The sequence below is a fragment of the Bradyrhizobium sp. 41S5 genome (assembly GCF_011516665.3).
GTDB classification, from domain to species: Bacteria; Pseudomonadota; Alphaproteobacteria; order Rhizobiales; family Xanthobacteraceae; genus Bradyrhizobium; species Bradyrhizobium quebecense.
This window is the reverse complement of the sequence record NZ_CP083721.1, coordinates 1,770,554-1,783,021: the sequence shown is the minus strand read 5'-3', so window position 1 is coordinate 1,783,021 and position 12,468 is coordinate 1,770,554. Positions and strand designations below refer to the sequence as shown.

The 12,468-nt window shown below is 65.7% G+C and carries 15 protein-coding genes; 5 read left to right on the top strand and 10 right to left on the bottom strand.

The window, feature by feature from the left end:
* Positions 1–108: 108 nt before the first annotated feature.
* On the top strand, positions 109–492 hold the full coding sequence (locus HAP47_RS08405) for a winged helix-turn-helix domain-containing protein (RefSeq protein ID WP_173638651.1): 384 nt from the start codon (positions 109–111) through the stop codon (positions 490–492).
* Positions 493–786: 294 nt separating this feature from the next.
* Here the strand turns inward: HAP47_RS08405 and HAP47_RS08400 are convergent, their stop codons facing one another.
* Positions 787–2,283, bottom strand: a complete 1,497-nt coding sequence (locus HAP47_RS08400; RefSeq protein ID WP_173638652.1) for an aldehyde dehydrogenase family protein — start codon at positions 2,281–2,283, stop codon at positions 787–789.
* A 313-nt stretch (positions 2,284–2,596) separates the two neighbouring features.
* Here HAP47_RS08400 and HAP47_RS08395 point away from each other — a divergent pair, with 313 nt between their 5' ends.
* On the top strand, positions 2,597–3,448 hold the full coding sequence (locus HAP47_RS08395) for an SDR family NAD(P)-dependent oxidoreductase (protein WP_173638653.1): 852 nt from the start codon (positions 2,597–2,599) through the stop codon (positions 3,446–3,448).
* 147 nt (positions 3,449–3,595) lie between these two features.
* On the opposite strand, the gene HAP47_RS08390 is transcribed toward HAP47_RS08395, so the two are convergent.
* Complete coding sequence (locus tag HAP47_RS08390) at positions 3,596–3,733, bottom strand: hypothetical protein (protein WP_173640595.1); 138 nt, start codon at positions 3,731–3,733, stop codon at positions 3,596–3,598.
* Between the two features lie 45 nt (positions 3,734–3,778).
* On the opposite strand from HAP47_RS08390, the gene HAP47_RS08385 reads away from it, so the two are divergent.
* Positions 3,779–3,973 (top strand): DUF2478 domain-containing protein, encoded by a 195-nt coding sequence (locus tag HAP47_RS08385; protein WP_231168807.1) that lies wholly within the window; start codon positions 3,779–3,781, stop codon positions 3,971–3,973.
* Positions 3,974–4,175: 202 nt separating this feature from the next.
* Here HAP47_RS08385 and HAP47_RS08380 read toward each other — a convergent pair whose 3' ends face one another.
* The 8 genes from HAP47_RS08380 to HAP47_RS08345 all read right to left on the bottom strand — a co-directional run bounded on the left by HAP47_RS08380 (position 4,176) and on the right by HAP47_RS08345 (position 11,070).
* Complete coding sequence (locus HAP47_RS08380) at positions 4,176–4,382, bottom strand: hypothetical protein (protein ID WP_024581255.1); 207 nt, start codon at positions 4,380–4,382, stop codon at positions 4,176–4,178.
* Positions 4,383–4,471: 89 nt separating this feature from the next.
* A complete protein-coding gene (locus tag HAP47_RS08375) occupies positions 4,472–5,467 on the bottom strand; it encodes a hypothetical protein (protein WP_173638654.1) in 996 nt (331 codons plus the stop codon).
* Entirely contained in the window at positions 5,464–6,585 is a 1,122-nt protein-coding gene (locus tag HAP47_RS08370; RefSeq protein WP_176396226.1) for a GNAT family N-acetyltransferase, read from the bottom strand. Before HAP47_RS08370 ends, HAP47_RS08375 begins: the two co-directional genes overlap by 4 nt.
* Positions 6,582–7,781, bottom strand: a complete 1,200-nt coding sequence (locus tag HAP47_RS08365) for a hypothetical protein (protein ID WP_173638655.1) — start codon at positions 7,779–7,781, stop codon at positions 6,582–6,584. Before HAP47_RS08365 ends, HAP47_RS08370 begins: the two co-directional genes overlap by 4 nt.
* Positions 7,778–8,653 (bottom strand): HesA/MoeB/ThiF family protein, encoded by an 876-nt coding sequence (locus HAP47_RS08360; RefSeq protein ID WP_173638656.1) that lies wholly within the window; start codon positions 8,651–8,653, stop codon positions 7,778–7,780. Before HAP47_RS08360 ends, HAP47_RS08365 begins: the two co-directional genes overlap by 4 nt.
* Positions 8,650–9,705: a hypothetical protein gene (locus tag HAP47_RS08355; protein ID WP_210285247.1), complete on the bottom strand. Its 1,056-nt coding sequence runs from the start codon at positions 9,703–9,705 to the stop codon at positions 8,650–8,652. Before HAP47_RS08355 ends, HAP47_RS08360 begins: the two co-directional genes overlap by 4 nt.
* Positions 9,706–10,028: 323 nt before the next feature.
* A complete protein-coding gene (locus HAP47_RS08350) occupies positions 10,029–10,304 on the bottom strand; it encodes a YiaA/YiaB family inner membrane protein (RefSeq protein WP_173638657.1) in 276 nt (91 codons plus the stop codon).
* Positions 10,305–10,374: 70 nt separating this feature from the next.
* Positions 10,375–11,070: a PspA/IM30 family protein gene (locus HAP47_RS08345; protein ID WP_173638658.1), complete on the bottom strand. Its 696-nt coding sequence runs from the start codon at positions 11,068–11,070 to the stop codon at positions 10,375–10,377.
* Positions 11,071–11,182: 112 nt separating this feature from the next.
* Between HAP47_RS08345 and HAP47_RS08340 the strand changes: the two genes are divergently transcribed.
* Together HAP47_RS08340 and HAP47_RS08335 are read left to right on the top strand one after the other, a co-directional pair.
* On the top strand, positions 11,183–11,791 hold the full coding sequence (locus HAP47_RS08340; protein WP_173638659.1) for a TetR/AcrR family transcriptional regulator: 609 nt from the start codon (positions 11,183–11,185) through the stop codon (positions 11,789–11,791).
* Between the two features lie 280 nt (positions 11,792–12,071).
* Positions 12,072–12,281, top strand: a complete 210-nt coding sequence (locus HAP47_RS08335) for a cold-shock protein (RefSeq protein WP_173638660.1) — start codon at positions 12,072–12,074, stop codon at positions 12,279–12,281.
* The last annotated feature ends 187 nt before the right edge of the window (positions 12,282–12,468 follow it).

The window sequence follows — 12,468 nt, the reverse complement described above, 5'->3', positions numbered from 1 at the left end:
CCGGAAAGCCGGTTACCACTTTTCCGGACCATGCCCGTTATGTCACGGGTTCATCTTGTTCGCAAAAGCAGGTAGTGGCAATCTAGCGAACAGACAAGCAGGCTTGCCATGTCGAAAACGAGCGCCACATCGCTCCCCTCGTTGAGTGTCCGCATCGATCTCGATGCCGAAGACCGCATCGGACCGGGCAAGATCCTGCTGCTCGAGCGGATCAAGGAATGCGGCTCGATCTCAGCCGCCGGCCGCGCCATGGACATGAGCTACAAGCGCGCCTGGGACCTGGTCGACGAGATCAACCGCATCTGCCGGCAGGCGGCGGTGGAACGGCAGACCGGCGGCAAGAATGGCGGCGGCGCGGTGCTGACCCCGTTCGGCCTCTCCCTGGTGGCGCGCTACCGCAAGATCGAGCGCGATGCGGCAACCGCCGTGCGCAAGGATCTCGAGGCGCTACGCAGCGACATCGGCAAGCCGAGGAAGGCCGCGGGGCGGTAAACGCTGGAACCGGCGGCCGCAGCAAGCGACGCGTTGCGAAAATATCGAAAACAACCCCATGCAAAGTAGCCCGCGGCGGCCTGCGTTCGACAAGGCAACTTGACGCGTCGGGCAAATCAGGGGTATTCTTCTAATATTCCGAAATCAGCAGGTATTGAGGTGGCGGGCTTCCCTCCGCGAGCGAGCAGAACGTTGAGACCTGTACCCCTCACCCGATTTGCTGCGCAAATCGACCTCTCCCAAGGGAGAGGTCGGTCCCGACACCGCTCCAGCTCAACCTAGTCTCATCACGCTTCAGCCCGTCTTGATCCAGACCGCCTTGACGTTGAGATATTCCTCGACGTGCTGCTTGCCGGACTCGCGGCCGTAGCCGCTCATCTTGTAGCCACCGAACGGCACCGCCGGATCCATCGCCTGGTAGCAATTGACCCAGACCGAACCGGCGCGCAGCGCCTTGGCGACCTGGTGCGCCTTGCTGACATTGGTGGTCCACACGCCCGAGCCAAGTCCGAAGGTGGTGGCATTGGCGCGCTTGATCAGTTCGTCCGGATCCTTGAACGAGATCGCCGAGATCACCGGGCCGAAGATCTCCTCCTGCGCAATGCGCATGTTGTCCTGCACATTGGCAAACACGGTCGGCTGCACGAAATAGCCCTTCGACAGCGCACCCTCGGTGAGGCGACCGCCGCCGGCCAGCGCCTTCGCGCCTTCCTTCTGGCCGATGTCGAGATAGCCGGAGACGCGATCCATCTGCTGCTGCGACACCAGCGGTCCGATCTGGGTGTTGGGATCGAGGCCGTTGCCGACCTGCAACTTCTTGCCGAACTCGGCGACGCGGCCGACGAATTCGTCATAGACCTTTTGCTCGACGAACAGCCGCGTGCCGGCGCTGCAGATCTGGCCGGAATTGGCGAACACCGCCATCGCAGCGCCCGGCACCGCGGCGTCGAGATCGGCGTCGGCGAACACGATGTCGGGCGACTTGCCGCCGAGCTCGAGCGAGACGCGCTTGAGGTTGCCGGCCGACGCACGGATGATCGATTGTCCCGTGACGTGCGAGCCGGTGAAGGCGACCTTGTCGACATCGGGGTGCGAGGCGAGCGCGGCGCCCGCGGTCTCGCCATAGCCCGGCACGACGTTGACGACGCCGGGCGGAATGCCGGCTTCCATGCAGAGCTCGCCGATGCGCAGCGATGTCAGCGGCGATTCCTCGGCCGGCTTCAGCACCACGGTGCAGCCGGTCGCGATCGCGGGGCCGATCTTCCAGATCGAGGCGGTCAGCGGGCCGTTCCAGGGGATGATGGCGCCGACCACGCCGATCGGCTCCTTCAGCGTGTAGGAGAAGATCTCACCGGGCAGCGAGTTCTCGATGGTCTCGCCGTGGATCGCGGTGGCCTGACCGGCATAGTAGCGCAGCATGCCGAGCGCGCGCAGCCGGTTGCCGCGGGTGCGGCTGATCGGGGCGCCCATGTCGAGCGTGTCGAGCTGGGACAGTTCCTCGAAATTGGCTTCGACGAGCTCGGCGAGCTTGAGCAGCATGTTCTGCCGCTCGAACGGCTTCACCTTGCTCCAGGGCCCTTCGAAGGTGCGGCGCGCCGCTGCAACCGCACGGTTGATGTCCTCGGCATCGCCCTCGGCGACGGATGCGAGCAATTCACCGGTGGCGGGGTTGTGGGTTTCGAATGTCTTGCCGGAGGCGGCGTCGACCCATTTGCCGTCGATCAGCATCTTCTTGTAGGAGCCATCGGCATAAGGATGGCGCGTGATCGGAACAGCCTGCGAAACAGCCATGTTTGCACTCCCTGTAAAATGTCGGCTGAGGTGTTTTGGAAGCGTTATATCGAGAATTCTACAGCGCGGCCGCGAAACCGTAAAGCGAGGCAAGCGTTGTCGAGGGTGGCGGGCATGAAAACCTCCCATGCGCCTGCGTGCATGGTGGGTGCGATATGCTAAAGCATGATGAGATCAGGTTGAGCCGGAACGGCGTCGAAAGTTCACCTCTCTCTTGGGAGAGGTGAACCGAAACCGCGCCGGGCCGATTCCACCATAACTCATCCCGCTTCAGGATCTGAACCTCAGCCACGGATGTGTCCGGAGACCGACGATGCCCCACCCCGTGATATCAGCCAATCATGTTGCCGTGATCACCGGAGGCGCATCCGGCATCGGGCTTGCCGCCGCTACGCGGTTTGCCGAAGCCGGCATGAAGGTCTGCATCGCCGATCTCGGCGATGACAGGCTGAAGGCGGCGGCGGCAAAACTTTCATCTGCCGCACCTGGCGGCGCCGCCGACATCATGACGGCTGCGGTCGACGTCAGCCGCGCCGATGAGGTCGCAAGCCTCGAGGCCGCGGTCGCGAAAAGGTTCGGCGGCACCGATATCCTGATGAACAATGCCGGCATCCAGCCCGGCAGCGCGATGTTCGGGCCCGCGGACAATTGGCAACGCATCCTGGGCGTCAATCTGTGGGGCGTCATCAACGGCACGCAGGCGTTTGCGCCTGACATGATCAAGCGCGGCCGGCCGGGGCTGATCATCAACACCGGCTCGAAGCAGGGCATCACCACGCCGCCGGGCGATCCCGCCTACAACGTCTCCAAGGCCGGCGTGAAGGCGTTCACCGAGGCGCTGCAGCACGAGCTGCGCAACACCGACGGCTGCAAGATCACGGCGCATCTTTTGATTCCGGGTTTTGTCTTTACCGGGCTGACCGCGCGCGGCCGCACCGAAAAGCCGGCCGGCGCCTGGACAGCGGAGCAGACCGTCGACTTCATGATCGAGCACCTCGCCGCCGGCGATTTCTATATTCTCTGCCCCGATAACGACGTGCCGCGCGCGCTCGACGAACGCCGGATCCTGTGGGCTGCCGGCGATATCGTCGAGAACCGCCCGCCGCTGTCGCGCTGGCATCCGGATTTCGGCGACGCATTCGCGGCGTTCGTGAAGGGGAAGTAGCCCCTCGTCGTTGCGAGGAGCGAAGCGACGAAGCAATCCATGCGTCCAAGGATGCGGAGAAGTGGATTGCTTCGCCGAGCCTGTCGTCCGGCGGCGCTTCGCGCCGACCGGTGGCTCGCAATGACGTGGAAGTATCATCGACCGCGGCTAATTCGCCCGCACCCGCGCCGGCGTCGCCGGCTGCGCCGCCAGCGCCTCGCCGAGCTCGCTCTGCTGCGCGCGCAGGATCGCGCAGCCGTCGGGCGCGACTTCGCAGGTGGTAAGCTCCCGGGTTTTGATCTGCATACCGGCGCTCCGGATCATTTCTTCGACGGCGAGGACCTTGGCTTTGTGATCGAGCGCGCGCTCGACGCCGACATTCCCGTCGTGATCGCGATGTCACGCCGAAGCTTTGCCGACTGGATCAAGTTCGCCGGGGGCATGAGCGTGAAGCTCGCCTGCGACCGCCGCGCGCTGGACGCCTGGTGGCGCAGCGTCTCGCTGCGGACCACGGCCCGGATCGCGCCGGATCACACCACGGTCTGAGGCGTTCAAGTAGAGGGGCTTTGTGGGGTGGGTACGCTCGGCCATCCTACCTGCGGGCTATCACCGTCATCCTGAGGAGCGCGCTCTTGCGCGCGTCTCGAAGGATGCACGGCCCGGCCGGTGGCCGTCGATCCTTCGAGACGCCGCTCCGCGGCTCCTCAGGATGACGGGACAATAGAACCGGATGCGTTAGGGGCTTGCCTTACAGCGTTTCCTGCTTGTGGTCGCAGTTCTTGCAGGTGAACTTGACGCGGGACTGGCCCTTTTCCGCCTGCACCCGGTTCGGCGCGCCGCATTTGCCGCAAACGGCCTCGATCCGGGTCGTGCCCTGCTTGATGACCAGGTTCCGCTTTTCCATGGTCTCGCGGATCAGGCGCTCGGCCTCCTCGCGCAGCGATTGCTTCGACATCATCTTCACCGGTCTTTGGTTAGCGGGCGGCGTCATAGCACGACCGCATGAAGCTTTGACAGCGGATATCGCACCCAATCTGTCGGCGCCTAGACGATGAGCCGGTCGACCGGCAGCCGGAAATGCCGCGGTTTCAGCGGTTTGGGAGGCCAGCCGATGCGGAACACGTTGACGAGACGCAGATCGGTGCGGATCCTGCCGAGCTTGCGCAGCCGGTCGTTGAAGTCAGGGTGATCGGCCAGCGCCGAGATCGGGCACGCCGCGAGCCCGGCGCGATCGATCTCCAGCCAGCTGCGGTAGAAATGCCGCCCCGTCGTGAGTGGATCCTCACCGACCGGACGACAGAACAGGACGATCGCCGCGGCCGAGGCGGTCTTGGCGCTGTCTGACAGCAGCGATGCGGCGAGGCCGAGACGATCGAGCGGCTTGAACAGGCCGCCGAGCACGAATCGGGCGGCGGTGGCCTCGACCGCATTCATGGCAAGCGCATCGCGATTGAGACCATCAAGCAGATAGCGCGGATGGTCGGGCGACAGCCGCATCCATTCGAGCAGTTCGGCCCGATAGTCGTCGCCGCGGACAAAGGAGAACTCGGCCTGGTCGGCCCAGCCGGCGATATCGGCAATTGCCAGGCGGTCACCAATACAGATCAGATCGTCGCGCGCGACGGCAAGCTGCACCAGCGGCGCGGCCTGATCCGGCGACGCCACGAACTTGCCGCGCCACGACATCCGGTGCGCCACATGGCCGGCCAACGGATCGGGCGCGACGCCTTGCCTGATCGCAAAGCTGCAGAGCGCGGCGAATTGCGGCGACAGCGGCTGCTCGATCGTGGTCATGGCCGTGATGGCGAGGCCGCGGTGGTTGAGCGCGAGGCTCATGCCCTCCAATGCCGCGCCGTGCGACACAAGCACGTCGTGTCCGGCGGGATCCGCGACCGGCGCGCGGACCCAGGTCGCGTCGACCAGCGCCAGCCGCCCGTCGCCGAGCAAACGCCAGCGGGTCGGCTGGATGTTGTGGACACTCGGCGCCAGCCGCGCCTCCGCGACCAGCTCGCGCAGCAAGTCCGGCGTCAGCTCGCTCATGCCGCCGCCAGCCGCTTGGTGAACAGATGCAGCCGGTGCAGCGGCGTGGCGCCGGCCTTCTCGACCTGGCGCAGCGACGGCGCGTTGACGTCAGCGATCCAGGTGCCGCCGAGCGTGCGGTAGCCGGCCTCCTGCAACGCCAGCGCGGTGCGGTAGAGCATGGCGCCGTTGAGACCGCGATTGTGCAGGTCGCGGCAGACCGACTGATAGATCAGCACCGCGCGCGTGTTCATCATGCGGTGCTGCACGAATTTGAACGGCGCTGACAGCCCGATCCGACCGCCGATCGCCTTGATCAGCGGGTTGAGATCGGGGATTGCGATGATCGCGCCGGCGGCCCGGCCGCGGTGATAGACCAGGGTCGAAATCCGCTTGTCGATGATCCACATCATGTCGCCGGCCTGGAACAGATATTCGGCTGCCGTCGGGGGCACGAACATCGGGTTGTCGGCAAAGCCGTCATTGAGGATCAACCGCGCATCCTCCAGCCGCACCTTGAAGGCGGAGCGCTTGATCGGCTGCCAGACGAACTCCGGATCGGTGAGCACCGCGCGCTGCTTGTCGCCGAGCAATTGCTCCGGCTTGCCGCCGTCGAGCGCGATCTCGAACGTCGTCATCGGGAAGGTCGCCGCATAGCCGGCGCGTTCGAGGTGGCGTGCGATATGCGGCGGCGACCACATCATGTCGGTGAACGGCGCATGGTCGAACCCGTCGGTCATCACACCGATCTGCTGCATCGCCGTGAGATTGAAATTGCCGGCGATGCGGCTCATGCCGCGCGTGGACAGCCACTGCTCGGCGGTCCGCAGCAGCGCATCGGCCACTTCGACGTCGTCGACACAGTCGAAGAAGCCGAACGCGCCGTGGCGCGTGCCGTGGTTGCGGTTGGAGGCGTCGTGGATCGAGGCGGCGATGCGGCCGACCGGGCGGCCGTCGCGATGCGCCGAGAACAGCGCATAGCGGCCATGGCCTTCGGTGACGAACGGGTTTTTCGCGGAATCGAACATCCGGTCGAAATCGCTCCACAGCGGCGGCACATAGAGGCTGTCGGGCCCATAGGCATTGAGCGCGGCGTCGAAGGCCGCCCTGCGGTCGCCCTCGCGGATCTCCAGCGTCATTTGGCCTCCGGGGTCAGCGCCAAGAGCCGCCGCACCAGCGCCAGTGCAGTTTCGGTGGCGGGATCGGCCGCGGTCACGGGCACGGCGAGCACGATCAGGTCGAGCGGATCATGCGCGAGCACGATGACATGGGAGGCGCTGTTCGCTGTCATCAGCGAGGCCATTCGCTCGGCGGCGGGGTCGATCGGCGCCAGTCCCCACGGCGCCTCCGACCGGCGCAGCACGCGCCTGGTCGACAGGAAGTCGCGGAGCAGCGGCGGATCGTAGGGTACCAGCTCGTCTTCGCGGAAGCGCCGCGCGCTTTCAAAGATCGGATGCCGTGCGAGCTCGGCGATCAACTGCTCCCTTGTCTGCGCTGGCGACGCCGCGACCGAGTTGAGCACGCCGGGCTCCTGCGATTCGAACAGCGCGCGCAACGCGTCCGTCATCAGCCCGATGGTCAGCACGCCGGCGATCGCCACTGCGACGAACCGGATCATCTGCGCGGCGTCGACGTCAGGCGCCATGAAGGCGGCGGCAAGCCCGAGCAGCCCCGACGAGATCAGCCGCAGCGCCATCATCGCGAGGCCATGCCGGCGCGTCTCGGCGCCGCCGCCGGCGATCAACATCACGGTCACGGTGAGCAGCGCACCCAGCGCGCCGAGCCGGACCGGGATGTCGGGAAACAGGGTGCGGAAATCGGTGAGGATGAACGGGATCACCACCAGCGCGCCGACCGCCATGCGGCCGATGCTGCGGTTTTCCGAAGCCATCAGCGAGGCGCGGTCGCGCGTCGCCAGCAGCAGCGCGCAGGTGGCAAAGCCAATCAGCTGGAACAGCGCAAGCGTGATCGCATAGGGCATCACAAGACGCTGCAGCCCGAACATCCCACCGAGGCCGAGCAGGAGGCCGCCCGCAAGCGCCGCGATCTTGACTGCGCGCGGCGCGTGCCGGCGCAGGATGCCTTCGGTGACGATCAGCGCGCCGAGCGGGATCAGCGAGGCCGGGATCACCGAGAGACGGTCGAGCAGCCAGCTTCCGCTCCACCACGCCAGGCCACGGTCGAGGAACAGGGTCGCGATCACGCCGAGCGCGAGCAGCAGGCGGCGGGTCAGCGGGCTCCTGGGATCGCGCCGGTAGAACGTCATCATCGCCACCGCGACGCCGATGGCGCCGCAGAGATTGACGATGGAATCGGCAATCACCCCCGAGGTCATGCGGCGCCCGTCAATTGATCGATCGCCCGCCGCACCAGCGGGCGCATCAGGGCGGCGATCAGCGGATGGCGCGGCTTCTCGATCGCCGGCCGATGCGGGTTGAGGAACCAGCCGCGGCAATCGGTGCCGGAGGTGCGGCCGAGGATCAGCGCGACCGCCTCATAGGCCATCAGCATGCCGGTCGAGATCACCATCGGCGCGAACGACATCCGGCTGCGGCGGCCGGCCGCGACTTCGCCGGCGATCGCGAGGTCGACATAGTTGCGCGAAGAGGAATGCAGCATCACGTGCTCGATCTCGGCGCGCATCGCGGCGCGGCGGTCATCCTCGGTGATCTCGGTCCAGTCCTTGGCCAGCGTGGGAAAGCCGAGGCGCTCCTCGGGCCGCGGATCGTGCGGGCGCACCACGATCACCGACGGCAGCGGCGACATGTAGGCGTCGATCACGGTTGCGTCGGCGCGCTTGGCGGTCCGGTACAGATGCACGCCGGCGGCAATATCGTCCATGCCGTTGACGATGACCGGGCAGCGTTCGGCAATCCCGGCTAGCGCACTGGTCCAGTTCTCGCCGAGCACCTCGACCTCGATGGTCGGATTGATGCGTCTGGCGGCCTCGGCCGCGACCGCCGCCTTCTCGCGGCCGACCTCGTCGGCGAAGGCGAACACCTGACGATTGAGGTTGGAGACCTCGAAGCGGTCGATGTCGGCGATCACGAACTTGCCGACGCCGGCGCGCGCCAGCGCCATGAAGGCCGCGCCGCCCATGCCGCCGACGCCGCAGACGAACACCCGCGCCTGGCGCAAGAGCTGCTGCTCGTGCTCGTCGATGAAGCCGATGTTGCGGCCGGTGAAGGAGTAATAGTCGAAATTCATCGCGCGGTCCCGCTCTCCTGCCTGCGTGGCCGCAGCGTGCCGAAGGCGCGGGTGTCGTCCATCCAGTAGACCACCGGCAGCACCAGCCGCTGCAACGCCAGCATTGCGGAGGCCGCGAGCAGCGCCGGCATTGAGCCCGAAGGCACCTCGCTCATGAGATAGCGGCGCGCGCCGGCAAGATCGACGCGGCCGATCTGCAGCACATCGTCGCCGCGGCCGTAATCCAGCTCGCGCTCGCAGAATTCGTTGTAGACGGCATCGCGATGCTTCGGCGCGATCTCGAAGGTCTTCTTCAGCGCATCCGAGCCGCCGGTATAGGCATTGGTGATGACCGAGCGCGCCTCGTCGAAGCCGGCTTCCTCGCCAACGCCGAACACCGCGCGATGCCTTGCCATGATGCCGCGCGCCAGTTGCAAATGCGCAAAGCTCTGCCGCGCGCCCGGCAGCGGCGACGGGAATACATCCGAGAAGGTGTCGCTGACCATGCCGACCACCGCCGGCACCTGGGTGACATTGGAGATCCATTTCGGCCGCAGCCCGTCGCGGGCGAACAGCACCAGCGCGGTCAGGCCGTAGAGCACCCAGGACAGTCCCTGCCCGCGCACATCGGGATCGACCATGACGAGGCCGAGATGGGTGACTTCGGTGGGCTCGCCGTCGAGCGGCACGTCCATCACCGACAGCGCGTTGAACGCGATCGGCCGTCCGGTGTCTTCCTCTGAGATCAGCGTGATGATGGCGCGCGACAGCCGCTCGGGCTCGCCGGAGAAGATGCCGTAGCTCAGGCTCTCCTTGGGCAGCGTCTTGGCGGCCACGATACGCAGCTGCCCGACCAGCGCGTCGAGCTCGTCCTTCGGCAACGAAAGACCGGGCGATTCGACGATGCGGGTGCGCTGGCCGGCCTGGGTGCGCAGGGTGAGATCGATGGTCGGCTGCGACAGTGCCTTCAGCCAGAAGCCGCCATGGCTGCGCAAGCCGTCAAACGCCGCGCGCGCTTTGGCAAGGCTCTTGCTGCCGCGCGAAGCGGGCGTGCGATTGTCCGTGGACGCCATTTCTCTGTCCCTCGGGCGCGTTCTCTGCACTCTGGCCTGTTAAAAAGCCATGAGTGCAACCCGACGCGGTTTGCGGCAGGGTAAACAAGGCCTTCCGGAAACGGAACAAGTTGGCTGCAAGGTTCGCAGCCTATCCACCCCGTCATTGAGCGGAGCGAAGCAATCCATCCCGCACACGCGGCGCAATGGATTGCATCGTCGCTTCAGCGCAAAATTGCTTTGCAATTTTGTCGCGAGCTCCTCGCAATGACGTGGAGGGCTTTGGGAAGGGGCCGTTATTCGAAAGCGGTGGGTGAAAGACACCCCGCCGCTTCGTCTCCGGCTCACCCCGCCTTGGAGACTTCCATCAACAGGCGCTCGGCCTTGGCATCCTCGATCCGGTTCACGAGCTTGCCGCTCTCATGATTGTCGCGCACCGTCTTGGTCAGCGTGATGCAGGTCTGGATCAGCATCACGATGCCCATCGTCAGGTAGCCCTGCATCCAGGGGCTGATCGGCAGGAAGAACACGCCGACGGCGACGAGGAAAGCGGAGGCCGCGAAGGACGCGTAGGTGAAGGTGACCCAGGCGCCGCTGTGGGGTTGGATGGTCTGGTTCATGGTCGTCTCCTTGATGATAGGTGATTTGAAGTTGGCTTCGTTTCAGGCTCGAGCTTTCAGGCTTGAGACTTCATGCGGCGGGCGGGCGCCTGGCTTTCAGCCGCGCCAGCACGTCGTCGGCAGTCGATTTCATCCGCGGGCCAAAGCCCTGCTCGGCGAGCTTCTCGGCGGTGGCGAGCGGACCCGAGGCGGTATCGATCTCGAACAGCGCGTCATCCGCCGCCTGGATCTCCATCTGCCGCTCGCGCAGCCGCTTCAGCGTGGCTTCCGCTTCCGGCAGCGTCGACTCATGGGGGCGCGCCGCCTCGATGCCGCTCCGGCGCAGCGAACGCACCGCTTCCGAGGCACGGGCAAGCCGCCGGCCGCGATCGAGCTCGGCAATGCGCGCCTCGGCGTTGGCGACATGGCGCTTCAGCCGGGAGATCTCGGTGGCGAACAGCGTGCGCGCGGTCATCGCGGCGTCGCGTTCGGCTTCGAGGTTGGCGATCGCCTGCGCGGCTTCGCGGGCGAGGTCCTCGCGGCCGCCCTCGAGCGCCGCCGACGCCCGCACCTCGAGATCGGCGATCCGGGCATTGGTCGCCTCGAGCCGCCGGCCTTCCTGCTGGTCGCCGGCAATGGCGAGCGCCAGGGTCCGTTTCGAGCGGTCGACCGCGGCGGCGGCATCACGCATCTGCTGGTCGAGGACGACCAGCGCGGTCCGATCTTGCAGTTCCTCCTCGGCTGCCGCCACGCTGCCGCGGAAAATCGTCAAAACAGTTTTGAACATTTGGCCACTCCCTGATATGAGCATCGCTCATGAATCCCTTGTACCACATAATGAGCGATGCTCAAGTTATATTTGAGCGACGCTCACACTTGCGATTAACGATGGGTGAAACATGTCCAAAGCATTGGAACGACGTGCAAAACTGCGCGAAGCGCTGATCGAGGCGGCGGAACGGGCAATTGCTGCAAAGGGTCTCGGTGGCCTGAAAACCCGCGAACTGGCCCAGGAAATCGGCATCGCCAATGGCGGCGTCTACAATCTGGTCGAGGATGTCGACGAGCTGATCCTGCGCGTCGGCTCGCGTACGCTGGCCCGGCTCGATGCTTCGCTGTCGCTGGCCGAGATCCGCGGCGCGGCCGCGCCGCGCGAGATGCTGGTGCGGATCGCGGTCGCCTATTGCGACTTCGCCGCCGACAATCTCGAACTGTGGCGCGCGTTGTTCGAGCACCGCATGCAGCCCGGCAAGCCGGTGCCGGAATGGGCGATCACCGAGCAGATGGAACTGTTCCGCCACATCTACAAGCCGCTCGCCGCGCTGTTTCCGCAGCGCTCGCCGGCGCAGCTCGGCGTCACCGCGCGCAGCCTGTTCTCCGCCGTGCACGGCATGGTCGCGCTCGGGCTGGAGCACAAGCTGATTGCGGTGCCGATCGGCGCGCTGCGCAGCGAGATCTCGACCTTGACGCGGGCGATGGTCGACGGCCTGACGGCGAAGAAGGATTAGGCCGCGTCGCCCCAAACCGCACGATGTCCCCGTCTAGCGGTCAGGCCGACTGGCCGCAAAGCGCCATGAGTTGCAGGTCGAGGTCAGAAAGGGCGGCAACGCCCCTTGCGGAATGACCGGACCGTAGCCATCTACCTCGGATCGAGTTTCGGCCGAACGACTTGGCCTCGCCGCTTATAGCGTGCCTGACTGACGACCCTCACCCCCTGAACTTCGAATTAGCCTGTTGCGCCCTCGGGTGCGGCTCCAAACACGCATCCATACTAAAGGACGATCTCCCATGAATACGGGAACTGTGAAGTGGTTCAACAGCCAGAAGGGTTTCGGCTTCATTCAGCCGGACCAGGGAAGCCAGGACGTCTTCGTTCATATCAGCGCCGTCGAACGCGCCGGCATGAGCACCCTCAACGAGGGACAGAAGGTTTCTTTTGAAATCGTTGCAGACCGCCGGACCGGCAAATCTGCTGCGGACAATCTCCGCGCGGTGTAAGCTGCGACAATTAGCCATGCTGCTTTGACCACGGATGAACTGGCAAAGCCTCTGGTTACGCGACCCCGCGACTGGTTACCCGGCCGCGGGGTTCTCTTTATCAACACCGCGCGCAATGCCCGCCAGGACCAGGACTTGAACCGTCTGCCGGCGAACCGGCCTGCGCATCGAAGCAGCTGAGGTCGCG